Source organism: Pseudomonas sp. ADPe (assembly GCF_014843515.1).
Lineage (GTDB): Bacteria > Pseudomonadota > Gammaproteobacteria > Pseudomonadales > Pseudomonadaceae > Pseudomonas > Pseudomonas citronellolis.
In genome coordinates, this window is record NZ_CP062122.1 from 5,765,369 (window position 1) to 5,791,463 (window position 26,095).

General features: G+C 67.7%; 15 protein-coding genes and 2 pseudogenes. 14 read left to right on the forward strand and 3 right to left on the reverse strand.

The genetic code is table 11. The annotated features are described in order from the left end of the window. The first annotated feature begins 86 nt into the window (after nucleotides 1–86). The 9 genes from IG194_RS26155 (at nucleotide 87) to IG194_RS26195 (ending at nucleotide 16,411) form a co-directional block, all read left to right on the forward strand. Nucleotides 87–4,175 (forward strand): VCBS repeat-containing protein, encoded by a 4,089-nt coding sequence (locus IG194_RS26155; RefSeq protein ID WP_058489180.1) that lies wholly within the window; start codon nucleotides 87–89, stop codon nucleotides 4,173–4,175. A 289-nt stretch (nucleotides 4,176–4,464) separates the two neighbouring features. Further along, a complete protein-coding gene (locus tag IG194_RS26160) occupies nucleotides 4,465–5,721 on the forward strand; it encodes an HlyD family secretion protein (RefSeq protein ID WP_043314445.1) in 1,257 nt (418 codons plus the stop codon). Nucleotides 5,722–5,734: 13 nt separating this feature from the next. After that, the gene (locus IG194_RS26165) at nucleotides 5,735–7,879 is read left to right on the forward strand and encodes a peptidase domain-containing ABC transporter (protein ID WP_043266669.1); all 2,145 of its coding nucleotides are present in this window, start codon (nucleotides 5,735–5,737) and stop codon (nucleotides 7,877–7,879) included. Then, the gene (locus tag IG194_RS26170; protein WP_058489181.1) at nucleotides 7,876–9,285 is read left to right on the forward strand and encodes a TolC family protein; all 1,410 of its coding nucleotides are present in this window, start codon (nucleotides 7,876–7,878) and stop codon (nucleotides 9,283–9,285) included. The genes IG194_RS26165 and IG194_RS26170 overlap by 4 nt, the downstream gene beginning before the upstream one ends. Before the next feature lie 318 nt (nucleotides 9,286–9,603). Continuing rightward, nucleotides 9,604–9,981, forward strand: a complete 378-nt coding sequence (locus tag IG194_RS26175) for a hypothetical protein (RefSeq protein ID WP_058489182.1) — start codon at nucleotides 9,604–9,606, stop codon at nucleotides 9,979–9,981. A gap of 343 nt (nucleotides 9,982–10,324) precedes the next feature. Further along, the gene (locus tag IG194_RS26180) at nucleotides 10,325–11,737 is read left to right on the forward strand and encodes a TolC family outer membrane protein (RefSeq protein WP_058489183.1); all 1,413 of its coding nucleotides are present in this window, start codon (nucleotides 10,325–10,327) and stop codon (nucleotides 11,735–11,737) included. After that, nucleotides 11,734–13,899, forward strand: a complete 2,166-nt coding sequence (locus IG194_RS26185; protein ID WP_009619434.1) for a type I secretion system permease/ATPase — start codon at nucleotides 11,734–11,736, stop codon at nucleotides 13,897–13,899. The genes IG194_RS26180 and IG194_RS26185 overlap by 4 nt, the downstream gene beginning before the upstream one ends. Nucleotides 13,900–13,952: 53 nt before the next feature. Further along, nucleotides 13,953–15,152, forward strand: a complete 1,200-nt coding sequence (locus IG194_RS26190) for an HlyD family type I secretion periplasmic adaptor subunit (RefSeq protein ID WP_058489184.1) — start codon at nucleotides 13,953–13,955, stop codon at nucleotides 15,150–15,152. 11 nt (nucleotides 15,153–15,163) lie between these two features. After that, on the forward strand, nucleotides 15,164–16,411 hold the full coding sequence (locus tag IG194_RS26195) for a tetratricopeptide repeat protein (RefSeq protein WP_058489185.1): 1,248 nt from the start codon (nucleotides 15,164–15,166) through the stop codon (nucleotides 16,409–16,411). A gap of 76 nt (nucleotides 16,412–16,487) precedes the next feature. On the opposite strand, the gene IG194_RS26200 is transcribed toward IG194_RS26195, so the two are convergent. Next, complete coding sequence (locus IG194_RS26200; RefSeq protein ID WP_009619437.1) at nucleotides 16,488–17,210, reverse strand: substrate-binding periplasmic protein; 723 nt, start codon at nucleotides 17,208–17,210, stop codon at nucleotides 16,488–16,490. A 140-nt stretch (nucleotides 17,211–17,350) separates the two neighbouring features. Here IG194_RS26200 and dnaX point away from each other — a divergent pair. The 4 genes and pseudogenes from dnaX (at nucleotide 17,351) to IG194_RS26220 (ending at nucleotide 21,822) form a co-directional block, all read left to right on the forward strand. Continuing rightward, nucleotides 17,351–19,481, forward strand: a pseudogene (dnaX, locus tag IG194_RS33390) (DNA polymerase III subunit gamma/tau). A 43-nt stretch (nucleotides 19,482–19,524) separates the two neighbouring features. Then, nucleotides 19,525–19,851 carry a YbaB/EbfC family nucleoid-associated protein gene (locus IG194_RS26210; RefSeq protein WP_009619439.1) on the forward strand — a complete coding sequence of 109 codons (327 nt, stop codon included), beginning with the start codon at nucleotides 19,525–19,527 and terminating at the stop codon, nucleotides 19,849–19,851. 120 nt (nucleotides 19,852–19,971) lie between these two features. Further along, entirely contained in the window at nucleotides 19,972–20,568 is a 597-nt protein-coding gene (recR, locus tag IG194_RS26215) for a recombination mediator RecR (protein WP_009619440.1), read from the forward strand. A gap of 105 nt (nucleotides 20,569–20,673) precedes the next feature. Then, complete coding sequence (locus tag IG194_RS26220; protein ID WP_058489186.1) at nucleotides 20,674–21,822, forward strand: acyl-CoA dehydrogenase family protein; 1,149 nt, start codon at nucleotides 20,674–20,676, stop codon at nucleotides 21,820–21,822. Nucleotides 21,823–22,671: 849 nt separating this feature from the next. Here IG194_RS26220 and IG194_RS26225 read toward each other — a convergent pair. Further along, nucleotides 22,672–23,556 carry an SDR family NAD(P)-dependent oxidoreductase gene (locus IG194_RS26225; protein WP_058489187.1) on the reverse strand — a complete coding sequence of 295 codons (885 nt, stop codon included), beginning with the start codon at nucleotides 23,554–23,556 and terminating at the stop codon, nucleotides 22,672–22,674. Further along, nucleotides 23,553–25,137, reverse strand: a pseudogene (locus IG194_RS26230) (flavin-containing monooxygenase). The gene IG194_RS26225 and the pseudogene IG194_RS26230 overlap by 4 nt, the downstream one beginning before the upstream one ends. 78 nt (nucleotides 25,138–25,215) lie before the next feature. Here IG194_RS26230 and IG194_RS26235 point away from each other — a divergent pair. Further along, nucleotides 25,216–25,905, forward strand: coding sequence for a TetR family transcriptional regulator (locus tag IG194_RS26235; RefSeq protein WP_043314432.1), 690 nt, complete (start codon nucleotides 25,216–25,218; stop codon nucleotides 25,903–25,905). The last annotated feature ends 190 nt before the right edge of the window (nucleotides 25,906–26,095 follow it).

Below are 26,095 nucleotides of genomic sequence, written 5' to 3' on the forward strand. Positions count from 1 at the left end.
ACAGACGGGGCCAAGCGGCAGGCCTGCCAAACGAACGGCGGCGGGCCCGGCCCGCCGCCGTTCGACACTAGACTCAGGAGTACCACATGACTGTCAGCAAGAACCTGTCCCGCGAGACGGCCGCTTTCGTGTTCGCCCAGAACGACCCGCTCGAAGTGCCCGTAGCGCCACCCGCCCCGCACATCCAGTACCTGCTCGACGACACCGGGACGCTCGAGTACCAGGGCATGATCCAGCTCAACGGCTACACCGACGACACCACCCCGACGCTGATCGGCAACGGCGCGGCGCCGGGCGACCTGATCAAGATCTACCATGGCGACCGTCTGCTCGGCAGCACCACCGTCCAGGGCAACGGTTCCTGGCGCTTCACCCCGAACGAGCCGTTGCTGGACGAAGGCATGCAGGTGCTGCGCGCCACCGCCACCGATAGCAAGAATGGCCTGGAGAGCGGCTACAGCTCGCCCTTCACCTACATCCTCGACCGCACCCCGCCCAGCGCCGAGGCCAGCATCCATAGCCTTTCCGAAGCCCTGCCGGAGCAGCCGCTGGTCACCGCGGACTCCACGCCCATGCTGTTCGGCAGCCTGAGCACCGCCCTGGCCGCCAACGAGAAGCTGCAGATCAGCCTGGACACCGGCGCCACCTGGCAGGACGTCACCTCCGTCAGCGGCGCCTACTGGCAATACCAGGACGTGCGCGAGCTGCAGAACGGCAACTACACCTACCTGCTGCGCGCCATCGACGCCGCCGGCAACCTGGGCGCCATGACCGCCCAGCAGATCACCATCAGCCGCGAGGTGACCCCGCAGCCGGTGGAAGGCATCAAGGTCAGCATCATCGGCATCACTCCGGATACCGGCGTGGAAGGCGACTACATCACCAGCGCCTCGAAGATCACCCTCATGGGCACCCTCAGCGAGGAACTGCCGGCCGGCGCCAAGCTGCAGGTCAGCGTCGATGGCGGCAACAGCTGGAAGACCGTGCAGGCCTTCGGCACCGACTGGATCTACATCGACCCCAGCGTGCACAACCTCGGCACCCAGGTGCGCTACGAAATGCGCGTGCTGGACGCCCAGGGCAACCCGGTGGCCAGCAGCTACGCGGCCCAGGACGTGATCTTCGACGCCGGCAACCCGCTGCCGGACATGTACTCCAGCATCGAACTGGGCACCGACACCGCGGTGGAGATCGTCGGCCAGTACAGCAACGCGCAGAGCGCGCAGAACAACGACTTCATCACCCGTGACAACAGCGTCACCCTGTCCGGCAAGCTCAGCGCCGCGCTGCAGATCGGCCAGCACCTGCAACTGTCCCTGGACGGCGGCAAGACCTGGGAGACGCTGATGTCCAACGGCGGCCAGCTGTGGAGCTACACCAGCGAACCGCTGTCGGCCAGCCAGCAGCTGGGCGTGAAACTGCGGGTGGCCGACAACGCCGGCAACAGCGTCGAGCTGGGCGAGCGCACCCTGGTCGTCGACCTCGACTCGCCGGTGCCCTTCGCCTTCGCCCCGCAGATCGGTGCGCAGACCCTGAGCGGCGAGCGCGCCTACTACTCCAGCGCCCAGTACGGCCTGGCCGAGGCCGGCGCCACCGTGGCCCTGGTGCAGGACGTCAACCGCGACGGCCGCTACCAGGAAGGCCTGGACAAGATCGTCGGCTACGCCGTGGCCGGCAACGACGGCCGCTGGAGCTTCGACGCCATCCTGCCCGAAGGCCAGCAGCAACTGGGCTTCATCACCTGGGACGTGGCCGGCAACAACTCCGGCTTCGGCCCGCAGGTACTGACCGACGCCTACCGCCCGGTCAACGAGGCCGGCTTCAGCGTCCATGACACCAGCTGGGGCGGTTCGGTCGCCTCGGTGCGCGGTTCCAACACCGCCGCCATGGCCATGAGCGCCGACGGCACCTGGTCGTTCTTCCAGAGCACCGGCTACGCCCTGAGCTCCACCGCCTACAAGAACGCCGGCCACGTATACAGCGGCCTGGACCGTGACGAGTACCGCGCCAGCTACCTGAGCGAGCCGCTGAAGGTCACCTCGGACGGCAACGGGCACATGATCTCCAAGGCCACCTTCGCCGACTACAACCGCGACGGCCTGATGGACGTCATCGCCAATGTGAGTGGCAACTCCGCGGACCTGCCGGTATGGACCGCCAAGGCGGACGGCACCTACACCGCAGGCTCGGTCAACAACCCCAACCGGCTGAACATCGGCGGCGTGATCGCCTGGGACGGCAATGGCGACGGCTACACCGACTTCATCGTGGTCGACAACACCATCGGTAGCTGGGGCTTCAACCTCATCCGCAACGACAACGGCGTGCTGAAAGGGGAGCGGAAGGGCAATACCTGGTGGGGTTCCGAGATCAGCGGCGTCGACCTCAACAACGACGGTGCCGTGGACCTGGCCGGTCACAACGACCAGTACGGCAACACCGCCCTGGGCGTATTGCTGACCCAGAGCGACGGCAGCTTTGGCAAGGAGCAGACCTTCGGCAGGATGTTCCGCAGCGATAGCGCCAGCGGCACGGAATACAGCAACCTGGCCACCTCCATGACCTGGGCCGACTTCGACGGCGACGGTGACCTGGACCTGTTCCTGGCCCGCGGCAGCCGCAGCTCCACCGGCCACAATGGCAACTCCGACGACAGCCGCATCTACCTGAACAAGGGCAACGACGCCAGCGGCAAGTGGCTGGGGATGGACAACGACAATCCGCTGTTCTTCAACGACGCCCTCGGCGAGGACCAGCGCGGCAACCTGGTGCACTTCGACGGCGGCCCGTCCTTCGCCGTGGACTGGAACCACGACGGCAAGATGGACGTCATCGAGGCGCCGCGGCAGCATGCCGAATGGTCCGGCACCAACGCTGCCATGACGCCGGTGCTGTTCATCAACCAGGGCAATGGCGACTGGCTGAACAGCGGCCAGCTGCTGGGCAACGAGGCCTACGACAACGTCACCGGCGCGGTGGCGGTGGACTACGACTTCGACGGCGCCGTGGACCTGCTGCTGTACCGCACCTCCGGCAAGGACCACCTGGGCATGTACACCAACTCCTCGCCCTCGGTGCTGATCCGCAACGAGAACCACGTGGTCGAGGGCACCAGCCTGATCCTGCGCATCCTCGACAAGAACGGCGTGAACAGCTACTTCGGCAACACCGTGCAACTGTTCGACGCGGCGGGCCGCCTGGTCGCCAGCCAGATCCTCAACCCGCAGTCCGGGGTGACCAACGACAGCTCCGGCCTGGTGTACTTCTACGGCCTGGACCCGAACCAGGTCTACAGCGCCAAGCTGCTGGCCGTGCCCGCCATCGGTAACGGCAACATGGTTCCGGGCCGCTTCGAAGAGGACCTGGGCCTGATCAACCCGACCTGGGGCAACCTGGTCACCGGCGCCGCCGAGCACGCCTACGTGCTGACCGCCGGCAAGCCGACCGTGAGCTTCGACAGCCAGGGCGCCGGCACCGTGGGTACCGGCTACAACGACAGCTTCATGGCCACCGAAGGCAACGACATCATCAACGGCGGCGGCGGCTGGAACCTGCTGACCGACGGCAGCAAGGTGTGGAGCGCCACCCAGGGCCTGGACGAGGTGGACTACCAGTTCGCCAAGCAGGGCGTGCAGGTCAACCTGCAGAGCGGCCAGTCGCTGGGCATGGGCAACGACACCCTGATCGGCATCGAGGCCGTGAAGGGCAGCTGGTACGCCGACGCCTTCATGGACAACGCCGCCAGCAACCGCTTCGAAGGCCGTGGTGGTGACGACGTCTACTACCTCTTCGGCGGTGGCAACGACACCCTGGTCTATCGTCCGGTCGATGCCTGGGACGTTTCCGCCGACGGCGGCAACGGCCACGACATCGTCTTCGGCTTCGGCCTGGGCAACGTGCTGAACAACAGCAACGCCGACATCATCGACCTGCGCGGCATGCTCGGCTACGGCGGCCCGGTCAGCCTGGTCAGGGACGACGGCGTGCTGCAGCTGGACGCCTCCTCCCAGGGGCTGCTGGACTACCTGTCGACCCGAGTCGAGGGCAACAACACCATCATCAGCGTCGACCGCGACGGCATCGGCCAACAGGTCGGTTCCACCGACCTGATCACCCTGATGGGTGTGCGTACCGACCTGCTGAACCTGATCCAGAACCACCAGATCATGGTCTGAGGCCCTGAACCGCCCCGGCGCTTGCGCCGGGGCACCGATTCGTTTTCAGCGGCGCCGAATTTTCTCCCCCTTGGTGGCGCCGCTTTTTTCTTTCCGGGCGCGAGCAGGCTCGTGACCCCACATCGGCCTGGCGGCCTTTCTTCGAAGTTCAGAAAAATCTGGCTGATGTAGGTCGTTTTGCTTCCCCAGATTCGGACATCCCCGGTGTTTCCGCCCGGGCTCCATCGGTAGAAAGACCCATCGCCGAACGACAACCCAAAGGCTCCTGATCTTGAGTACCGAAACACCCCTGTTCCGCACCGAGGCCCTGCAAGGGCAGGGCGCCCACTGGCTGGGCCCGATCATCCTCATACGCCCGCTATCCTTCAGCGTGCTCACCGCCCTGGCCACCCTGTTCGCCCTGCTGGTGGCGGGTCTCTTCATCTGGGGCAGCTACACCAAGCGCAGCACCGTGGTCGGGCAACTGCTGCCGGTCAACGGCCAGGCCAAGGTGCACGCGCCGCAGATGGGCGTGATCATCGAGAAATCCGTCCGCGAAGGGCAGAAGGTCGAGCGCGGCCAGACCCTCCTGCGCCTTTCCAGCGAACGCTACAGTGGCCAGGACCAGGCGGTGCAGGCCGGCATCAGCCATCAGCTGGAGGCCAGCCGCGAGTCCCTGGAACAGCAGCTGGAGAAGCTGCAGCGGCTGCAGGCCGACGAACGCCGCAGCCTGCAGGCCAAGGTCGTCAGCCTGCGCGAGGAGCTGGCCACCCAGGCCGCCCAGCTGCAGAGCCAGCGCAAGCTGCTGGCCATCGCCAGCGACGCCGAGGGCCGTTACCGCGGGCTGATGGAGAAGGGCTACATCTCCATGGACCAGTTCCAGCAGCGCCAGGCCGAGCTGCTCGGCCAGCGCCAGACCCTGCAGCGCCTGGAGCGCGAGCGCACGGCGCTGCAACAGCAACTGCGCGAACAACAGGCCACCCTCGACGGGCTCGATGCGCGCCACGCCAACCAGCGCGCCGAGCTGCAACGCCAGCTCAACGGCGTGCGCCAGCAACTGGGCGAGAGCGAGGCCAAGCGCACCCTGCGCATCGTCGCGCCGGAAGCGGGCATCGCCACCGCCGTGCTGGCCGAGGTCGGCCAACTGGTCGACCCCTCGCGGCCGCTGCTGAGCATCGTCCCCGAGAATGCCGAACTGGTCGCCGAACTCTATGCGCCGAGCCGCGCGGTGGGCTTCATCAAGGTTGGCGATACAGCGCGGATCCGCTACCAGGCCTACCCCTACCAGAAATTCGGCCAGTACAACGGCAAGGTGCTGTCCATCTCGCGCACCTCGCTGCCGTACAACGAGCTGGCGGCCATGGCCGGCAGCGTGCCGGGCGTCGGCCAGAGCGGCGAGCAGTACTACCGCATCCGCGTGCGACTGGACGAACAGCAGGTGCGCGCCTACGGCCAGCCGCGCCCGCTGCAGAGCGGCATGCTGCTGGAGGCCGACCTGCTGCAGGAAACCCGCAAACTCTACGAATGGGTCCTCGAACCCCTCTACAGCCTGTCCGGCAAACTCTGAGGTATCGCGCCGTATGGCTATCTTCGACTCCCTCGCGCTGCGCTTCGGCCGGCGCCTGCCCAGCATCCAGCAGACCGAGGCCGCCGAGTGCGGCATCGCCTGCCTGGCCATGGTCGCCGGCTACCACGGCAGCCACCACGACCTGCGCGAAATGCGCCAGCGCTTCAACGTCTCGCTCAAGGGCATCACCCTCAAGCAACTGATCGAGGCGGCGCAGCAGATGGGCATGGCCACGCGCCCGCTGAAGCTGGGCCTGGCCGACCTGCCCAAGCTGCGCACCCCGTGCATCCTGCACTGGGACTTCAAGCACTTCGTCGTGCTCAAGTCGGTGAGCCGCCGCGGCGCGGTGATCCACGACCCGGCCCACGGCATTCGCAAGGTGGGCGTGGAGACGCTGTCGCGTTCCTTCACCGGCGTGGCCCTGGAGCTGTGGCCCGACGCCGCCTTCGAGAAGAAGGAGGCCAAGCCGAACCTGCGCCTGCTCGGCATGCTCGGCAAGGTCAGCGGCCTGTACCGCTCCCTGGGCCAGGTGCTGCTGCTGTCGCTGGCCCTGGAGGTGTTCGCCCTGGTCAGCCCGTTCTTCATGCAGTGGACCATCGACAACGTCATCCCCAGCAACGACCGCGACCTGCTGACCACGCTGCTGATCGGCTTCGGCCTGATGATGCTGATGCAGCAGATCATCGGCGCCGTGCGCCAATGGGTGGGCATGCACATGGGTACGCTGCTCAACGTGCAGTGGCGGGCCAATGTCTTCACCCACCTGCTCAACCTGCCCACGCAGTATTTCGAGAAGCGCCACCTGGGCGACATCGTCTCGCGCTTCGGCGCCGTCGACAGCATCCAGTCCACCCTGACCTCGGCCTTCCTGGTGGCGGTGCTCGACGGCCTGATGACCATCGCCACCCTGGGCATGATGCTGGTCTACAGCCCGCTGCTGGCCAGCATCGCCATCGTCTGCATGGTGCTCTACGCCCTGGTGCGCTGGGTCTCGTACCAGCCGCTGCGCAACGCCACCGAGGAAGAGATCATCCATGGCGCGCGGCAGCAGACGCACTTCCTCGAAACCATGCGCGGCGTGCGCCCGCTGAAGCTGTTCCAGCGCCAGACCGAGCGCCGCGCCACCTGGCTGAGCCTGCTGGTGGAGCAGGTCAACGCCGGCCTGCGCACGCAGAAGCTGGGGCTGCTCTACGGCCAGGTCAACGGCCTGCTGTTCGGCATCGAGAACCTGCTGGTGATCTACCTGGGGGCGAACATGGTGATGGACGGCCACTTCACCGTGGGCGCGCTCATGGCCTTCCAGTCCTACAAGGGCCAGTTCGACAGCCGCGTGGGCAGCCTGATCGACAAGTTCTTCGAGCTGCGCATGCTGCAGCTGCAGGGCGAGCGCCTGGCCGACATCGTCCTCGAAGCGCCGGAGCAGGGCGGCAGCGGCATCGACCCCGACCTGCTGCGCCAGCGCGAGTTCGGCATCGAGCTGCGCGGCCTGCGCTACCGCTACTCGGAACACGAGCCCTACGTGCTCGACGGCATCGACCTGGACATCCGCGCCGGCGAGTCGGTGGCCATCGTCGGGCCCTCCGGCTGCGGCAAGAGCACCCTGGTCAACATCATGCTCGGCATCCTGCCGCCATCCGACGGGGCGATTCGCGTGGCCGGCATGGAACTGTCGCAGATCGGCCTCGACGGCCTGCGCAGCGTGGTCGGCACGGTGCTGCAGGACGACAGCCTGTTCGCCGGCTCGCTGGCGGAGAACATCGCCTTCTTCGACCCTGCGATGGACATGGAGTGGGTGATGGAGTGCGCGCGCCTGGCGGCCATCCACGACGAGATCATGATTGCGCCCATGGGCTACAACACCCTGGTCGGCGACATGGGCACGGTGCTCTCCGGCGGCCAGAAGCAGCGCATCCTGCTGGCCCGGGCGCTGTACAAGCGGCCGCAGATCCTGTTCCTCGACGAGGCCACCAGCCACCTCGACGTGGACTGCGAACGCCGCGTCAACGAGGCCATCCGCTCGCTGAACATCACCCGGGTGATGGTCGCCCACCGTCCCGAGACCATCGCCTCGGCCGACCGCGTGGTGGTCATCGCCGGCGGCAAGGTGGTGGGCGAGCGGGCCGTCGACCCCGGGCTGCTGGAGGGCGAGCCGGCATGAAGCGCATCCTCCCGTTCGCCCTGGCGCTGGCCGCGGGCCCCGAGGCCCTGGCCGGGCCGGACGTCTTCCGAACCGAGCGCACGCTGCCCCAGGCGCCGGTCAGCGAGGCGCGGCACGGCGGCGTGCCCTGCCTGTTCAACGGCGTCCAGGCGGAACTGGCGCTGGACGAGGCCATCGAGCGCATGCTCTGCCAGGACCCGCAGACCCGCCAGGCCTGGGCCGAGGCCAAGGCCCAGGCAGCGCAGATGGGCGTCGCCTGGTCGGCCTACCTGCCGCGCCTGGGCGCCAGCGTCGGCGCCAGCGACGGTCGCAGCCGCACCGACTACCTGGACTTCGACGGCGTCGAGACCTCGACCCGCCAGAAGAGCCTCGATGCCCGTCTCGACCTGAGCTGGGTGCTGTTCGACTTCGGCAAGCGCCGCGCCGCGCTGCGCAGCGCCCGGCACCTGCTGGTGGCGGCCAACGCCAGCCACGACGCGATACTGCAGAACGCCTTCGTCAACGCCGCCCAGGTCTACTACGACGCCCTGGCCGCCCAGGATGCCCTGGCCGCGGCGCAGCAGGTCAAGGACATGGCCGAGGAGAACTTCCAGGCCGCCGACGCCAAGTACCGGGCCGGCGCGGCGGCGCTTTCCGACCGCCTGCAGGCGCAGACCGCCGCGTCCCAGTCCGAGCTGCGCCTGGTGCGCGCCCGCGGCAACCTGGACAACGCCCTGGGCACGCTGGCGTTGCGCATGGGGCTGGCGCCGGACAGCGAGCTGAAGCTGTCCAGCGAACTGACGCCGATGCCCGATACCGGCTTCGTCGGCGCCATCGACCGGCTGCTGGCTCAGGCGCGCAGCCACCATCCCGAGCTGATCGCCGCCCAGGCGCGGCTGGACGCGGCCCAGGAAAAGGTCCGCGAGGCGCGCGCCGAAGGCCGGCCGACCCTGGCCCTGACCGGCAGCCTCAGCCATTCGCGCAACGACCTGCCGCTGGCGCTGAACGGCGACACCCGGCAGCGCGATTCGAGCCTGGGCCTGCAACTGAACATCCCGCTGTTCGAGGGCTTCGAACGCAACTACCGGGTGCGTGGCGCGCGGGCCCAGGTCGAGGCCAGCCGCGCGGCCCTGGCCGGCGCCGAGCAGCAGGTGTCGCTGCTGGTGTGGGGCAGCTACCAGCGGCTGATGGTCGATACCCGCAGCCTGAAGAGCACCGACGCCCTGGTCGAACAATCGCGCCAGGCCCTGGAGGTGACCCGCGGGCGCTACCGTTCCGGGGTCGGCAGCATGATCGAACTGCTCAACGCCCTGAGCGCCTACGCCGATGCCCAGGAGCAGCACATCCGCGCCCTGGCCGACTGGCAGAGCGCCCGCCTGCAACTGGCGGCGGGGCTGGGGCGCCTGGGGTTCTGGGCGTTGCAATGAGTAGGTACTTGTCTTCCCGCGTTCGTGGCTGTGGTGAAGACCTTTGGTTTTCGATGGGGCGCCGCGGGCTTTTGCCCGACCATGGGTCTGGTAAAGCAGGAAAAAGCGGAAACTATGTGGCAGTTCAGATAAGGATTGAATTTGAGATGTGTCTGAAGGACGGTGCGGAGTTCTTATTGTTTGTCTGAATGCTGGTTGTTGTCTGCTGGTTAGGGTTGCCCAATTTGAACAAGAGTATGAAACTTATTAAAGTTGTTTTCTCGGAGTGATGAAAGCAACTTCGTTATTAATAGAAACTAAAACTGTAAAGAGGCAATCATGCAAGAGCTCAATATGCAAGAAGTTGAAATGGTCGCCGGTGGCGCCACCACTGGTTTCTTCGACAGCATCGGCGGTGCGCTGCTGGGCATTTTCGCCGGCGCGATGGGCGTGGCCTGGCGTGGCTCGACTCAATCGATGATCGTGGGCCAGGGCGGTCTGGGTGCGCTTATCAACCCTGTTCTGGGCTTCATGATCGGTTCCTTCGGCACCATCTGGGGCGCGGTCTATGGTCTGGTCAATGGCCTTGCCCAGGGTACCGGTTCGCAAGTTCAGGCGCTGGGTGACGTGTGGAACGACATCATGGGGATGCCGGGTTCGCAGACTGGTCAGGGCTACACTGGCGGCCTTCTTGGCGGTGGCCAGGGCCCGCGTTAATCCGCAAGCCCCGTTGGGGCGAAAGCCACTATCTTCGATAGTGGCTTTTTTTTCGCCTGTGATTCGGTGTAACGCGCATGAATGTAAATGCCACTGCACGGGTAACAGTAGTTTTTTTGCGGTGATCATTAATGAAAGATGTGCCGATTGGTTCTTTCTTGGTTTGAGATTATATAAGAATTTTCCTACGGCTTGAGTTGGGTTTTGCTGCTGCCTGTTAATTCGATTCACGTAATAACCTGATGTCCGTTGGTTCGAGCACCTCGGGATTTTCAGGAAGTTCCCAAAGATTGTTCAGGATTTGATTCGTAGCATTGCGGCTCGATTTTTCAGGGTGGTTCAGATGTTTCTCAACAAGTTGCACTGGGGTGCGCTGGCCTGGCTGGCATTCACCCCGCTGGTGGTCCTCGGCGCCGAGCCGGAGGGCAAGGGCGGCAAGCGCCTGCTCTGCCAGCCCGAATGCGGGTGGCAGGACGCCCCGCGGAAGAAACTTGACCTGTCGGTCGACCACTTGACCCGCGACTGGCAGTCGTCGGACGCCGGAGCGGGGCAGGGCGGTACCCTGGACCTGTGGCATGCGGTCAGCCTGGCGGTGCAGACCTACCCGTCGATCCGCGATGCCGCGGCCCAGCTCGACCAGCAGCGCGAGGCCATCAACGTGGCCAGGGCCGGCTACCTGCCGACCATCCAGACCGGCCTGAACACCGGCAAGCAGGGCGCCTACGGCAGCGGCCAGAACCTGTCGCTGTCCGCCTCGCAGATGATCTACGACTTCGGCAAGGTGGCCAACGCGGTCAAGGGCGCCGAAGCCGGCGTGCAGGTGCAGCGCTTCCAGCTGATGAGCGAGGTGGACGAGGTCGCCCGGCAGTCGGCCCAGGCGCTGATCGAAGTGGCCCGCTACCGCGCCCTGCGCGACAGCGCCCGGACCCTGGTGGACGGCCTGCAGCGCCTGCGCCAGTTGGCCCGGCAGCGCGCCAGCGAAGGCGCCAGCACCCAGGCCGACCTGATCCAGGCGCAGTCGCGGGTGGAGGCGGCCGAAGCCTCGCTGCTGGCCATCCAGACGCAGCTGCGCCAGCAGAAGAGCAAGCTGCGCACCATGATCGGCCGCGAGGTGGACGAGGCCGCCGTGGACGTGCCCGCCGAGCGCCTGCAACAGGCCGTGCGGCTGATCGAGCCGAACCCGCGGATGCCGGTCGGCGTGCGCATGGCGGTGGCCGAGCGCGAGGAGGCCGAGGCCCAGCTGTCCCTGGCGCGCGCCAACACGCGGCCGACCTTCACCGTCGACGGCGGCGTCAACAAGTACTTCGGCAATGCCGGCGACATGGCCGGCGAACGCGTCTACACCCTGACCCTCGGCGTCAAGCACGACCTGTTCGCCGGCGGCGCGCCCTCGGCGCGGGTGCGCGGCGCCGGCCAGGCGCTGCGGGCGGCCGAGGAGCGCCTGCACACCCGGCAGCTGGAGGCCCGCGACCAGTGGGTCGCCCTGCAGGAACAGATGGGCGGCCTCGACGAGCGCCTGCGCGTGCTCGCCGACCGCCAGAAAAGCATCGTCGACACCCAGCGCCTGTACCGCGAGCAGTACCTCTCGCTGGGCACCCGCACGCTGCTCGACCTGCTCAACGCCGAGCAGGAGATCTACCAGGCGCAGAGCGATTCGGTGAACGCCCGCCACGACCTGTGGAGCGCCCAGGTGGCCTTCATCAACGCCACCGGGCGGATGCACGACGTCTTCCAACTCGAGAGTGATTCCCTATGACCGCGCAAGCGCAACGCCCGGATGCCGTCAGCAGCCCGTGGCTGGAAGCCATGCTGATGGTGGCCCGGCATTACCGCCTGGACGTTTCCGAAGAACGCGTCCGCGTCGGCCTGCAATGGCGCCAGGGCCAGGACCTGGACGGGCAGCTGCAGCACATGGCCCGCGACATGGGCCTGACGCTGCGCGCCGAAGCCCTGGACAAGGGCGTGCTCGACCCCTGGCGCCTGCCGGTGCTGGCGCAGTTCTCCGGCGGCCAGGTCGGCGTCATCGAAAGCATCGACGGCCAGGGCCGCGTCGGCGTGCGCCTGAGCGGCGAGCAGGGCGTGCTGCAGGCCCTGCCGGCCGAGGAAGTGGTCGAGCGGGTGGAGCGCGTCTACTGCCTGCGCCCCGAGGTCGCGGTGGCCGACGTGCGCGTCGACGACTACATCAAGCCCTACCAGCCCAACTGGTTCTGGAGCCTGGTGCTGCGCGACTGGCGGCGCTACGGCGACGTCATGCTCGCCTCGCTGGTGGCCAACGTCCTGGCCCTGGCCTCCATGCTGTTCTCCATGCAGGTCTACGACCGCGTGGTGCCGTCGCAGTCCGAGCCGACCCTCTGGGTATTGTTCGGCGGGGTGCTGCTGGCGGTGCTCATCGGCTTCGGCATGCGCCTGGCGCGCACCCACATCTCCGACCTGATCGGCAAGCGCGCCGACCTGCGCATTTCCGACCGCGTCTTCGGCCACGCCCTGCGCCTGCGCAACGAGGCCATGTCCAAGTCCACCGGCTCGTTCATCTCGCAGATCCGCGAGATGGAGCAGGTGCGCGAACTGATCACCTCGACCACCCTGGGCGCGCTGGCCGACCTGCCGTTCTTCTTCCTGTTCCTGGTGGTGCTCTGGTCGGTGGGCGGGGTCATGGCCCTGGTGCCGCTGGCGGTGCTGCCGCTGCTGCTGATCCCCGGCCTGCTGGCGCAGAAGCCGCTGGCGCGGCTGTCCAAGGAAGGCATGCGCGAGTCTGCGATCCGCAACGCCATCCTGGTGGAGGCGGTGCAGGGCATCGAGGACGTCAAGCAACTGCGCGCCGAGCAGCGCTTCCAGAACCAGTGGAACCACCTCAACGAGGTCTCGGCCACCGTCAGCATGCGCCAGCGCTTCATCTCCGGCGCGCTCATGGCCTGGACCCAGGAAGTGCAGACGCTGGTCTACGTGCTGGTGGTGCTGGTCGGCTGCTTCCAGGTGATGAGCGGCGACATGACCACCGGCGCGCTGATCGGCATGTCCATCCTGTCCTCGCGGATGATCGCGCCGCTGGCGCAGATCTCCGGGATCATGTCGCGCTGGCAGCAGGCCAAGGTCGCCCGCGAGGGCCTGGAGGAGCTGATGCAGCGCCCGGTGGAAAGCGCCGAGGGCGGCAAGCGCCTGCACCGCCCGGTGCTGCACGGCGACTACCAGCTCGAAGGCGTGCGCTTCCGCTACGGCCAGGACGACAAGCGCGCGGCCATCGAAGTGGGCCAGCTGCGCATCGCCGCCGGCGAGAAGGTGGCCATCCTCGGCCGCAACGGCGCCGGCAAGTCCAGCCTGCTGCAACTGCTGGCCGGCATGTACCGGCCGCAGGAGGGCAGCCTGCTGCTCGACTCGCTGCGCCTGGAACTGATCGACCCCTACGACGTGCGCCGCGACGTGGCCTTCCTCAGCCAGCAGGCCAACCTGTTCTTCGGCACCCTGCGCGACAACCTGACCATGGGCCGGCCCAACGCCAGCGACGAGGAACTGCTCGAGGCCCTGCGCCTGAGCGGCGCCCTGGGCATGGTGCAGGCGCTGCCCGACGGCCTGGAGCACATGGTCCAGGAAGGCGGCCGCGGCCTCTCCGGCGGCCAGCGCCAGAGCCTGCTGCTGGCCCGCACGCTGCTGCGCCAGCCGCGCGTTCTGCTGCTCGACGAACCCACCGCCTGGCTCGACGAGGTCGGCGAGCAGGGCCTGATCCGCCACCTGGAGCCCTGGCTGGCCTCGCGCACCCTGGTGGTGGCGACGCACCGCCCGGCGGTGCTCAAGTGGGTCGACCGCATCATCGTGGTCGACAACGGCCGCGTCGTCCTCGACGACACCAAGCAGGCGGTGCTGGCCAAGCTCGCCGGCGGGCCGGCGGCCAAGCCCGGCGAGAAGGCCCCGGCCGTCGCCTGAGCCACCACTGAATTCGCAGAGGACGCGGGCCCAGTCCCGCGTCGGGAGTGACCATGCAAGCCAATTCGATTCAAGCGCCCGGGGCCGCGCCCCTGGCACCCTACTTCCAGGCGAAGGAGCACGCGCCGCGCGCCACCTGGCTGATCTGGAGCGTGCTCGGCGGCATGCTGCTGCTGTTCGCCTGGGCCTACCTGTTCGAGCTCGACGAGGTTTCCACCGGCACCGGCAAGGTGATCCCCAGCTCGCGCGAGCAGGTGGTGCAGTCGCTGGAGGGCGGCATCCTCGCCGAGCTGCGGGTCAAGGAGGGCGACCGCGTCGACGCGGGGCAGGTGCTCGCCCAGCTCGACCGCACCAAGACCGAATCCTCGGTGGGCGAGAGCGCCTCGCGCCTGCGCGCCGCCCTGGCCATGGCCGCGCGCCTGCGTGCGGAAGTGGACGGCGGCAAGCTGGTGTTTCCGGCTGAAGTGCTGGAGGAGCCGGACCTGGTGAAGTCCGAGACCGCCCTCTACAAGTCGCGGCGCAACAGCCTGGAGAAGAGCCTCAAGGGCATCAACGAGGCCCTGGCCCTGGTCGACAAGGAACTCAAACTGACCACGCGCCTGGCCGAGATCGGCGCGGCGAGCAACGTCGAGGTGCTGCGCCTGAAGCGCCAGGCCAACGAGCTGGAGCTCAAGGCCACCGAGACGCGCAACCAGTACTACGTCAAGGCCCGCGAGGAGCTGGCCAAGGCCAACGGCGAAGTGGAGGCGCAGCAGTCGGTGACGCGCGGGCGCGCCGACTCGCTGACGCGCCTGACCGTGCTCTCGCCGGTGCGCGGCATCGTCAAGGACATCGAGGTGAACACCGTCGGCGGCGTCATCCCGCCCAACGGCCGCTTCATGGTCATAGTGCCGGTGGAGGACCAGTTGCTGGTGGAGGCGCGCATCTCGCCGCGCGACGTGGCCTTCATCCACCCCGGGCAGCGCGCCACGGTGAAGATCAGCGCCTACGACTACGCCATCTACGGCGGCCTGGAGGGCAAGGTGACGCACATCTCGCCGGACACCATCCAGGACGAGGTGCGCCGCGACCAGTACTACTACCGGGTGTTCGTGCGCACCGAGACCGACTCGCTGCAGAACAAGGACGGCAAGAGCTTCCCGATCTTCCCCGGCATGGTCGCCACGGTGGACGTGCACACCGGCAGCAAGACCGTCTGGGACTACCTGACCAAGCCGCTCAACCGCGCCCGCGAAGCGCTGCGCGAACGCTGAGGAGGGCAAGCATGGCCAAGCAACGCACGCCCAGCTACCGCGAACGCCGCGAGGTCGAGGCCGCCGGCCGGCGCGCCAGCGCCCTCTACGCCCAGGGCCGGCACGAGCAGGCCCTGCAACTGTGCCTGCAGACCGCCCGGCGCTGGCCGCAGCTGGCGGTGGCCTGGACCGACGCGGCGGTGAACTGCATCAAGCTGGAGCGCTGGCAGGAAGCCATCGAGCATGCCGGCCGCGCCCTGGCCGCCGGCGGCGACAGCCTGGCGCTGTTCGACGCCCTGTCCCACGCCCATTGCGCCCTGCGCCAGTGGGACCAGGTGCGCCGCCATGGCCTGCACGCGCTGAGCCTGCGCGAGCGCCAGTTCGGCGTCGAACCGCCGATCGCCCATGCCCTGCCGGCATTGCCGCCGCCGCCCGGCGCCGCCACCCGCGAGCGCAACCTGATCGCCTTCTCGCTGTTCGGCGCCAGCGCCAAATACTGCGAGACGGCGGTGCTCAACGTGCTGGAGCAGCCGCGCATCTACCCGCACTGGACCTGCCGCTTCTATATCGACGACAGCGTGCCCGAGGCCATCGTCCGCCGCCTGCTCGACAACGGCGGCCAGGTGGTGCGGGTGGACGAGGCCGCGCGCCAGTGGCCGGGGCCGATGTGGCGCTTCCTCGCCCTGGACGACGCCCAGGCCCAGCGCATCCTGTTCCGCGACGCCGACTCGGTGATCAGCGAGCGCGAGGCCGAGGCGGTGGCCCAGTGGCTGGCCAGCGACAAGCACTTCCACGCGCTGCGCGACAATGGCACCCATACCGAACTGCTGCTGGCCGGGCTCTGGGGCGTCGTCGGCGGGGCGCTGCCGCCGCTGGCGCAACTGGCCCGGCTGTTCTTCGCCGAACCGGTGGCTTCGCGGCATTTCGCCGACCAGCACTTCCTGCGCCGCTACGTCTGGCCCTACGCCCGGCGCAGCCTGCTGCAGCACGACTCGATGTTCGGTTTCCTCGACGCCGCCGGCTTCCCCGGCGGGCCCATGCCGGACGACTTCCACGTCGGCTACGCCGAAGGCTCGCCCCGCTTCGAACTGCCCTGCACCCTGGCCGAAGGCAGCCGGGTGCGCTGGACCCTGTACCGGCGCGAAGGGGAGGGCGAGCAGGCGATCTGCGACTACGCCGCCACGGTGAACGCAGGCAGGGTGCAAGGGCACATCCCGGCACGCTATGCCGAGTGGATCCGCCGCGGCGAAGCCCGCATAGCGGTGGCCCCGGAAGCGTAGGGCGAATAACCGTTCGCGGTTATCCGCCGTTTCACCTTTCTCATCGCCAACGCCATCGCCAGCCCTGGCGCGGCCATCAGCGATAATGATCGAGAATGCGCTCGATTTCCCCGGAGGCCTTGAGCTCGGCCAGGGCGTCGAGCACCGCCTGGGTCGGCAGTTGCGGATCGTCGAGGACCATGCAGCCCAGTTCGGCCTGGTCGAGCTTGGCGGCGGGGTAGAGGCGGCGCTCGGCCGGCCGCTGGAGGTTGAACCAGTTCAGCGCCACCTCGCTGGACACCGCATAGTCATAGCGCCCGGCCTCCAGCTTTTTCAGCACCAGCTCCTGGTTGCGCGCATCGTCGCGGTGCAGGCGCCCGTTGGCGAACGAACGCTGCAGGTGCGGGTAGGAGTAGCCCAGCACGGTGCCGATGCTCTGCCCGGCCAGCGTGGCGACCTCCACCGGCGCTCGCTCCCTAGCCACCAGCAGGTCGCGCTGGGTCAGCAGCGGCACGCTCCAGCGGTAGTCGCTGAACGCCTCGCTGAGCCAGGCCGGGGCGATGTAGCAGCGCACATCGATGCTGTGGCTGTGCAGGGCCTGTTCCACCCGGGCCCGCGGCAGGATATGGAAAGACGGGGCCATGCCGACCTTGTGCGCGGTGCGGGTGAACAGCTCGAAGAGGATACCGCCGGTCAGTTGGCCGTCCTCGACCTGCGCCAGCGGCATGGCCCAGCCCTCGATCACCGAGAAACTCAGCTGCCGGGGATCGGCCTGGGCCAGGCCGGCGACCAGCAGGAGGGCGGGGAGGAGTGCGCGCATTCGGGCTCCGGACGTGCGGAAGCAGGACACAATGCCTGTTTCGGAGGGTTCTTGCCAAGCCTGGCCCGGCATCGGGTGCAATTTCCGGTCCTCTTCGCTAGGATTAGCCCACTTCCGCCTACCAGCCGCGATGGATTTCAATGAGTTATCAGGTTCTTGCCCGCAAATGGCGTCCGCGTTCGTTCCGCGAAATGGTCGGCCAGACCCACGTCCTCAAGGCCCTGATCAACGCGCTCGACAACCAGCGCCTGCACCACGCCTACCTGTTCACCGGGACCCGCGGCGTGGGCAAGACCACCATCGCGCGCATCCTGGCCAAGTGCCTGAACTGCGAGACCGGCATCAGTTCCACCCCCTGCGGCCAGTGCTCGGTGTGCCGGGAGATCGACGAGGGCCGCTTCGTCGACCTCATCGAAGTGGACGCCGCCAGCCGCACCAAGGTCGAGGATACCCGCGAACTGCTGGACAACGTGCAGTACGCGCCGAGCCGCGGGCGCTACAAGGTCTACCTGATCGACGAAGTGCATATGCTCTCCTCGCACTCGTTCAACGCCCTGCTCAAGACCCTCGAAGAGCCGCCGCCCCACGTCAAGTTCCTGCTGGCCACCACCGACCCGCAGAAGCTGCCGGTGACCATCCTCTCGCGCTGCCTGCAGTTCAGCCTGAAGAACATGCCGCCGGAGCGCGTGGTGGAGCACCTGAGCCACGTGCTCGGCGCCGAGAACGTGCCCTTCGAGGAAGACGCCCTGTGGCTGCTCGGCCGCGCGGCCGACGGCTCCATGCGCGACGCCATGAGCCTGACCGACCAGGCCATCGCCTTCGGTGAGGGCAAGGTGCTGGCCGCCGACGTGCGCGCCATGCTCGGCACCCTCGACCACGGCCAGGTCTACGGCGTGCTCCACGCGCTGCTCGAAGGCGACGCCCGGGCGCTGCTGGATGCCGTGCGCCACCTGGCCGAACAGGGTCCGGACTGGGGCGGGGTGCTGGCCGAAATCCTCAACGTGCTGCACCGCGTGGCCATCGCCCAGGTGCTGCCGGACGCCGTCGACAACGGCCAGGGCGACCGCGACAAGGTGCTGGCCCTGGCGCAAGCGCTGCCCGGCGAGGACGTGCAGTTCTACTACCAGATGGGCCTGATCGGCCGCCGCGACCTGCCCCTGGCGCCGGACCCGCGCAGCGGCTTCGAGATGGTGCTGCTGCGCATGCTGGCCTTCCGCCCGGCCGATGGCGGCGCGCCACCGAGGTCACCGCTAAAGGACCTGGGGATCAGCACGGCCACGGCTGATTCCAACCGCAACCCAGTGGCCGGCGCCGCCGTTGCGGCGCCGGCAGCCGTTGCCAGCGCGGCCAGCGTGCCGGTGGTGTCCACCGTGCCCGCCGCCGTTGCCCAGCCGGCACCCGCGCCGCAGCCTGTGGCGGCTCCGGCTCCGGCTCCGGCTCCGGCTCCGGCTCCGGCTCCGGTAGCCGAGGTTGCGCCGAGCCTGCGCCGGCGCCTGTCGTCGAGGCTGCGCCCGCACCTGTCGAGCCCGCCCGCAGGCCGTGCCCGTCGAGGTGCCGGCGGTCGAAGCGCAGGCCGCTCCGGCCGAACCGGCGCCCGTCGTCGACCTGCCCTGGGAAGAACCCGCCGCGCCGGCCGCCGCGCAGCCGCCGGTCGCGCCCGCGCCCCAGCCGGCCGCCGAGCCCGCTCCACTGCCCGAGCCCGCGCCTATCATCGCCATGGCCGACAGCGAGGACGACGACCGCGACGAAGAGCCGCCGCCGGCCGAGGACTACTATGAAGTCGACATGGACTCGCTCAGCTACCTGGAAGGCGGCGACGAGTCGCAGGCCAGCGCCCAGGCCGAGCCCGAACCGGAACCGGCGGCCCTGCCGGCCACCGGCCTTGCCGCCGAGTGGCTGGACCTGTTCCCGCGCCTGGGCCTGGGCGGCCTGACCGCGAGCATCGGCGCCAACTGCACCCTGGTCGCGGTGGAGGACGACACCTGGCACCTGCACCTGGACCCGGGGCAGAGCGCGTTGTACAACGCCACCCAGCAGCGCCGCCTGAACGACGCGCTGAGCCAGTACCACGGGCGCACCCTGAAGCTGGAAGTGACCATCCAGAAGCCCGAGCAGGAAACCCCGGCCCAGGCCGCGGCGCGCAAGCGCGCCGAGCGCCAGCGCGAGGCCGAGCGCTCCATCGAGGCGGACCCTTACGTGCAGCAGATGCGGCAGCAGTTCGGCGCGGTGGTCCGCGCCGGTACCATCGAACCCCTGGCGGCGAAGGCCTGAAGGCCGGCGCCCAACCAACCCTGAACGACAGAAGGTGATCGAAATGATGAAAGGTGGCATGGCCGGCCTGATGAAGCAGGCCCAGCAGATGCAGGAAAAGATGCAGAAGATGCAGGAAGAGCTGGCCAACGCCGAAGTCACCGGCCAGTCCGGCGCCGGCCTGGTGAGCGTGGTGATGACCGGCCGGCACGACGTCAAGCGCGTCAGCCTGGACGACAGCCTGATGCAGGAGGACAAGGAAATCCTCGAAGACCTGATCGCCGCCGCGGTGAACGACGCCGTGCGCAAGATCGAGCAGAACAACCAGGAGAAGATGGCGGGCATGACCGCCGGCATGCAGCTGCCCCCCGGCTTCAAGATGCCGTTCTAAGCAAGTGGGCTGGAAGCTGGAGGCCAGAAGCAAAAGCCGCAGGCTCTTCCAGCTTCCAGCTTCCAGCTTCCAGCTTCCAGCTTTTAGCCCTTCTTCCACCCCTTGCAGTCAGATACTTCCATGAGCTTCAGCCCGCTGATCCGCCAACTCATCGACGCCCTGCGCATTCTCCCCGGGGTGGGGCAGAAGAGCGCCCAGCGCATGGCGCTGCAGTTGCTGGAGCGTGACCGCACGGGCGGGCTGCGCCTGGCCCAGGCGCTGACCCAGGCCATGGAAGGGGTAGGGCACTGCAAGCAGTGCCGCACGCTGAGCGAGGAGGAACTCTGCCCGCAGTGCGCCGACCCACGCCGCGACGACTCGCTGCTGTGCGTGGTGGAAGGCCCGCTGGACGTGTTCGCGGTGGAGCAGACCGGCTATCGCGGGCGCTTCTTCGTGCTCAAGGGCCACCTCTCGCCGCTGGACGGCCTGGGCCCGGAGGCCATCGGCATTCCCGAGCTGGAAGCGCGGATCAAGGCCGGCAACTTCGCCGAGATCATCCTCGCCACCAACCCCACGGTGGAAGGCGAGGCCACCGCCCACTACATCGCCCAACTGCTGGCCGGCAGCGGCCTGGTGCTCAGCCGCATCGCCCACGGCGTGCCCCTGGGCGGCGAACTGGAGCTGGTGGACGGCGGCACCCTGGCCCACGCCCTGGCCGGGCGCCGGCCGATCGTCTAGTCCAGAGGCATCGGGCCGAAACGGCCCAGGCGATGGCGGAAGTCTCGCCTTGAAAACCAAGCAAGCGCTCGGTAAGTTTTCAGGCAACCCGCCTGGAGGCCCGCCATGTCCGCATTCACCGAATACTTCGACGACAGCCACCGCCTGGTCCGCGACTCGGTGCGGCGCTTCGTCGAGCGGGAAATCCTCCCGCACATCGCCGATTGGGAAGAAGCCGAGGAGTTCCCCCGCGAGCTCTACCGCAAGGCCGGCGAGGCCGGCATCCTCGGCATCGGCTACCCCGAAGCCTACGGCGGCAGCCACGAGGGCGACCTGTTCGCCAAGCTGGCGGCCAGCGAGGAACTGATGCGCAGCGGCTCCGGCGGCCTGGTGGCCGGCCTGGGCTCGCTGGACATCGGCCTGCCGCCGCTGCTCAAGTGGGGCCGCGCGGAACTGCGCGAGCACATCGTGCCGCAGGTGCTGGCCGGCGAGAAGATCATGGCCCTGGCGGTCACCGAGCCCTCCGGCGGCTCCGACGTAGCCAGCCTGAAGACCCGCGCCGTGCGCGACGGCGACCATTACCGCGTGACCGGCAGCAAGACCTTCATCACCAGCGGCGTGCGCGCCGACTACTACACGGTGGCGGTGCGCACCGGCGGCGAAGGCTACGGCGGCGTCAGCCTGCTGCTGGTGGAGAAGGGCACGCCCGGCTTCACGGTGGGCCGCAAGCTGAAGAAGATGGGCTGGTGGGCCTCGGACACCGCCGAGCTGTTCTTCGACGACTGCAAGGTGCCGGCGGAAAACCTGATCGGCATGGAGAACATGGGCTTCGCCTGCATCATGGCCAACTTCCAGAGCGAGCGCCTGGCCCTGGCCACCATGGCCAACATGACCGCCCAACTGGCCCTGGAAGAAGCCCTGAAATGGGGCGCCGAGCGCGAAGCCTTCGGCAAGCCCATCGGCAAGTTCCAGGTGCTCAAGCACCGCCTGGCGGAGATGGCCACCCAGGTGGAAGTCTCCCGCGAGTTCACTTACCGCCAGGCGGCGAAGATGGCCGTTGGGCAGAGCGTGGTGAAGGAAATCTCCATGGCCAAGAACTTCGCCACCGACGTCGCCGACCGGGTGGTCTATGACGCGGTGCAACTGCTGGGTGGCATGGGGTATATGCGCGAGAGCCTGGTGGAGCGGTTGTACCGCGACAACCGCATCCTTTCCATCGGCGGCGGGACGCGGGAGATCATGAACGAGATCATCGCCAAGCAGATGGGGCTCTGAGGGGGCGGGCTGTCTGTAGGAGCGAGCTTGCTCGCGAACCCATGGAGTTACCTGGCTGCGCTGGTGTATGGCCGGACCTCGTTCCCTCTCCCTAACCCTCTCCCTGAAGGGAGAGGGGACCGTTCGGAGCGCTTGGGTATCCCTGAGTCAGCCGGCAACTCCGACGGTTTCCGGTTGAAACCATTCCTTCTCTCGGCACGGACTGCCCCCTCTCCCTTCAGGGAGAGGGCTGGGGAGAGGGAGCGGAGTCAATCCCAAACACCGCAGCCGCCGGGAAACGCCATGGGTTCGCGAGCAAGTTCGCTCCTACGAAAAGCCAAAACGCATTCGCTTTGGCTTTTGCTCTTGATACTTCCAGAGAAACATCCGCGCACTCCGAAACGCCCCTTCAGCAGGCCGAACGAAACCGGCGCTCAGGAGGTCATGCGACATGGATGTCGCGAGAGCCCCGATGGGCTACAGGGACGTACCCTCGGGGCGGGCCTCCGTGGCGGGGGAATTCGTGAGGGTAGCCCGACTCTGTCGGGCCCGTATGGCGGGGCAAGCCTTTTTGGTTCCTTTTGTGGCGATTGACAAAAGGGACTCGCCCGAGGGGGCGAAACAAGACGGTCGGGCAGACTCGGTGCGGCGCAGAAATACCCAAGCCAAGGCAACTGGGTTATTCCCCTTCGGGCCAGCGCAAGTATTGTTCGCGGCAATGACGAGCTTAAGGCCGGAGTGGGGCAAGCCTCGCGAGCCAAGCCATAACCCCAAATGAAAAATACCGTTTCCCCCAGGCAGAGAAACGGCATCCTTTCTTAAGTGAACAGCATTACGCTCCAAGAAGCGGGCTTCCCCTTTCACTACTCCCTACTTGGCCTCATAACCCTCCGTCCGCGCCTTGCCCTTCGGCGCAAAACGCGCCGCCAGACGCATGCTGACGGTAACCACCTTCTGGTACCACACCGGCAACAACCGCAGCATCACGTCGATGGCATGGGCATCCGCGCCGATGAGGATGCGCCGTGCGTCGCGCTCCACGCCGCGGATGATCACCTGGGCCGCCTTGTCCGGGGTGGTGCGCAGCAGCTGGTCGTTGAACTGCTGGCGCGCGGCGTTGGCGTTCTGCCCGGTGACCTTGGCCAGGCTGTCGTTCATCCGCGCGGTGCGGGCGATGTTGGTCTTGATCCCGCCGGGGTGCACGCAACTGGCCGAGACCGCGCCGCCTTCCATGTCCAGCTCCTGGCGCAGCGATTCGGTGAAGCCGCGCACGGCGAACTTGGTGGCGTTGTAGGCGCTCATGCCCGGCTGCGAGAACAGCCCGAACACGCTGGAGACGTTGACGACGTGCCCCTCGCCGCTGGCCTTGATGTGCGGCAGGAAGGCCTTGGTGCCGTAGACCACGCCCCAGAAGTTGATGTTGGTGATCCACTCGTACTCTTCGTACTCGCTGCCTTCCACGGTGCCGGCGTGGGCCACCCCGGCGTTGTTGAACACCAGGTTGACCTTGCCGTGCTCGGCCACCACCTTGTCGGCCCAGGCGTGGACCTGCTCGCGCTCGGCGACGTTGACCACCTCGGTGGAGATGCGCACGCCGTAGGAGGCCAGGCCCTGGCGGGTTTCTTCCAGCCCTGCGGCGTTGACGTCGGCCAGCGCCAGGTGGCAGCCGCGCGAGGCCAGCTCGCGGGCCAGGGCGCGGCCGATGCCGGAACCGGCGCCGGTGATGGCGGCGACTTTGTTCTCGAAGGACTTCATGCCGGGACCTCCTCGGCGCGGGGTTGCTGGGTGACTGCGGTTTCCTCGAACGGCCTGGCCTTCAGATGATAGGCGGCGGCGTCGAAACTGCGGGTGAGCAGGCGGAAGCGCCAGGTGAAGCCCGGCCACAGGGTACAGTTGCGCCCGCTCACCGGGTGCAGGTACCAGCTCTTGCAGCCGCCGGTGTTCCACACGCTATGGTTGAGCCCGCGCTGCAGCTTGAGGTTCCAGCGCTGCTGCTCGTCTTCCTTGACCTCCAGGCTGAGCAGCTCGCGGCGCCGCATCAGCTTCAGCGCGCCGAGCACGTAGGCGATCTGCGACTCGATCATGTAGACCATGGAGTTGTGGCCCAGGCCGGTGTTCGGGCCCATCAGGAAGAACAGGTTGGGGAAGCCGCGGGTGACGGTGCCCTTGTAGGCCTCCGGGCCCTGCGGCCAGGTGTCCAGCAGGTCGACGCCGCCGCGGCCGAACACGGTGCCGCGGGGGATGGGGTCGTTGGCGGTGAAGCCGGTGCCGAAGATGATCGCGTCCACCTCGCGCTCCTGGCCGTCGGCGGTGACGATGCTGTGCTCGCGGATCTCGCGGATGCCGTCGGTGATCACCGAGGCGTTCGGCGCGGCCAGCGCCGGGTAGTAGTTCGGCGACATCAGGATGCGCTTGCAGCCGATGGTGTAGTCCGGGGTCAGCTTGCGGCGCAGTTCCGGGTCCTTGACCTGCTGGTGGATGTAGCGCACCGCCAGCTTGCCGATCATCTTCATCGCCCAGGGCGCGAAGGTGAAGCCCAGCACGCGGCCTTCGAGCATGCTGTAGAGCGCACCGCGCCAGAGCTTCTGCACCAGCGGGAAGTGCTTGAAGCGCGCCCGTTCCTTGTCGCTGATGGCGCGGTCGGGCTTGGGCAGGATCCACGGCGCGGTGCGCTGGTAGAGGTCCAGCCTGGCCACCAGCGGCTGGATTTCCGGGACGAACTGGATGGCCGAGGCGCCGGTGCCGATCACCGCCACGCGCTTGCCCTTCAGGTCGTAGTCGTGGTCCCAGTGCTGCGAGTGGAAGGCGTGGCCCTTGAAGCTGTCCAGGCCCTTGAGGTCGGGGATCGAGGGGATCGACAGGGCGCCCATGCCGGAGACCACCGCCTGGGCGGTGTAGTGGTTGCCGGCGGCGTCGCGCAGGTGCCAGAGGTCGCGCGCCTCGTCCCACTCCAGGCGCTGGATCTCGGTATTCAGCAGGGTGCGGCCTTCCAGGCGGTATTTCTTCCAGCAGTTCTCCAGGTAGCCGCGGATTTCCGGCTGGCGGGCGAACATGCGCGTCCATTCCGGGTTCGGCTCGAAGGAGAAGGAGTAGACGTGGGACTGCACGTCGCAAGCGCAGCCGGGGTAGTTGTTGACCCGCCAGGTGCCGCCGACGCCGGCGTCCTTCTCGAACAGCAGGAAGTCGTCCTCGCCCTCCTGGCTGAGGCGGATGGCCATGCCCAGGCCGGAGAAACCGGTGCCGATGATGGCCACCTTGCAGTGTCTGACCGCGGCAGTCTTAGGTTGAGTTCCCATTTACCTGGCTCCTGTTATGCTTGTGTGCAGGCGTATACAACTGTCTACGTGGTGCCAATGTAGACATCTGTATACTTCGCGGGCAACCAATCTTTAGGGTGGGCGAGGTGGGGCAAGGATGAGTCTGGAACCGGACGCGGTAACACAACGCCAGGATGCACCGGGCAAGCGCCTGCTGATGGAGGCGGCGCTGCGCCTGGCCTCCAGCCGGCGCAGCCTGAGCAGCATCGGCCTGCGCGAACTGGCCCGCGAGGCTGGGCTGAACCCCAATACCTTCTACCGCCACTTCGCCGACGTCGACGACCTGGGCCTGGCGATCATCCGCGACATCGCCACCCAGCTGCGCCAGCCGCTGCGCGAACTGCGCCGCGAAGCGGCCGGGCGCGCGCCGGCGGCGGGCGGCGCGGCGGCCACCCCGCTGGGCCTGGACTTCGCCCGTGGCCAGCGGGTGTGCGAGGAGACGGTGCGGCTGTTCTTCGACTTCGTCGAACGCCACCCCGAGGCCTTCATCATCGGCGTGCGCGAACTGCACGGCCCTTCGGCGGTGCTGCGCGAGGCGCTGGGCCAGGTGATGGACGACTTCGGCGCGGACATGGCCGAGGACATCGCCCTGTTCCGCCTGCTGCCGGAGGTGCCGGCGCAGGAGGTGGCGCAGCTGTCGCGGCTGATCAGCCGGCAGCTGTTCCAGCTGTCGCTGGATTACCTGGAATTGCCGGAAGGGCAACGGGGCGAGGTCTGCGCGCTGGCGGAGCGGCAGGTGCTGCTGCTGTTCACCGGGGCGGCGGTGTTGCAGGCGTTGGGGTTGTAGGAGCGTTCCTGTCGTGCAGGGTGCGGAACCCGACTCTGCTCCCTCACCCTAACCCTCTCCCAGAGGGAGAGGGGACCGTTCGGTGTGCTTGGTTGTCATGGCGTTAGCCGGCGGCCACAGAGGTTTCCGGCGCAATGCATTGCTCATCTCGGCACGGACGGCTCCCTCTCTCTCCCAGAGGGAGAGGGGG

Excerpts from the sequence above, each read along its gene's own strand:
- IG194_RS26155 (WP_058489180.1), top strand. The coding sequence starts at position 87 with ATGACTGTCAGCAAGAACCTGTCCCGCGAGACGGCCGCTTTCGTGTTC.
- IG194_RS26165 (WP_043266669.1), top strand. The coding sequence starts at position 5,735 with ATGGCTATCTTCGACTCCCTCGCGCTGCGCTTCGGCCGGCGCCTGCCC.
- IG194_RS26170 (WP_058489181.1), top strand. The coding sequence starts at position 7,876 with ATGAAGCGCATCCTCCCGTTCGCCCTGGCGCTGGCCGCGGGCCCCGAG.
- IG194_RS26175 (WP_058489182.1), top strand. The coding sequence starts at position 9,604 with ATGCAAGAGCTCAATATGCAAGAAGTTGAAATGGTCGCCGGTGGCGCC.
- IG194_RS26180 (WP_058489183.1), top strand. The coding sequence starts at position 10,325 with ATGTTTCTCAACAAGTTGCACTGGGGTGCGCTGGCCTGGCTGGCATTC.
- IG194_RS26185 (WP_009619434.1), top strand. The coding sequence starts at position 11,734 with ATGACCGCGCAAGCGCAACGCCCGGATGCCGTCAGCAGCCCGTGGCTG.
- IG194_RS26190 (WP_058489184.1), top strand. The coding sequence starts at position 13,953 with ATGCAAGCCAATTCGATTCAAGCGCCCGGGGCCGCGCCCCTGGCACCC.
- IG194_RS26195 (WP_058489185.1), top strand. The coding sequence starts at position 15,164 with ATGGCCAAGCAACGCACGCCCAGCTACCGCGAACGCCGCGAGGTCGAG.
- IG194_RS26200 (WP_009619437.1), bottom strand. The coding sequence starts at position 17,210 with ATGCGCGCACTCCTCCCCGCCCTCCTGCTGGTCGCCGGCCTGGCCCAG.
- IG194_RS26210 (WP_009619439.1), top strand. The coding sequence starts at position 19,525 with ATGATGAAAGGTGGCATGGCCGGCCTGATGAAGCAGGCCCAGCAGATG.
- recR (WP_009619440.1), top strand. The coding sequence starts at position 19,972 with ATGAGCTTCAGCCCGCTGATCCGCCAACTCATCGACGCCCTGCGCATT.
- IG194_RS26220 (WP_058489186.1), top strand. The coding sequence starts at position 20,674 with ATGTCCGCATTCACCGAATACTTCGACGACAGCCACCGCCTGGTCCGC.
- IG194_RS26225 (WP_058489187.1), bottom strand. The coding sequence starts at position 23,556 with ATGAAGTCCTTCGAGAACAAAGTCGCCGCCATCACCGGCGCCGGTTCC.
- IG194_RS26235 (WP_043314432.1), top strand. The coding sequence starts at position 25,216 with ATGAGTCTGGAACCGGACGCGGTAACACAACGCCAGGATGCACCGGGC.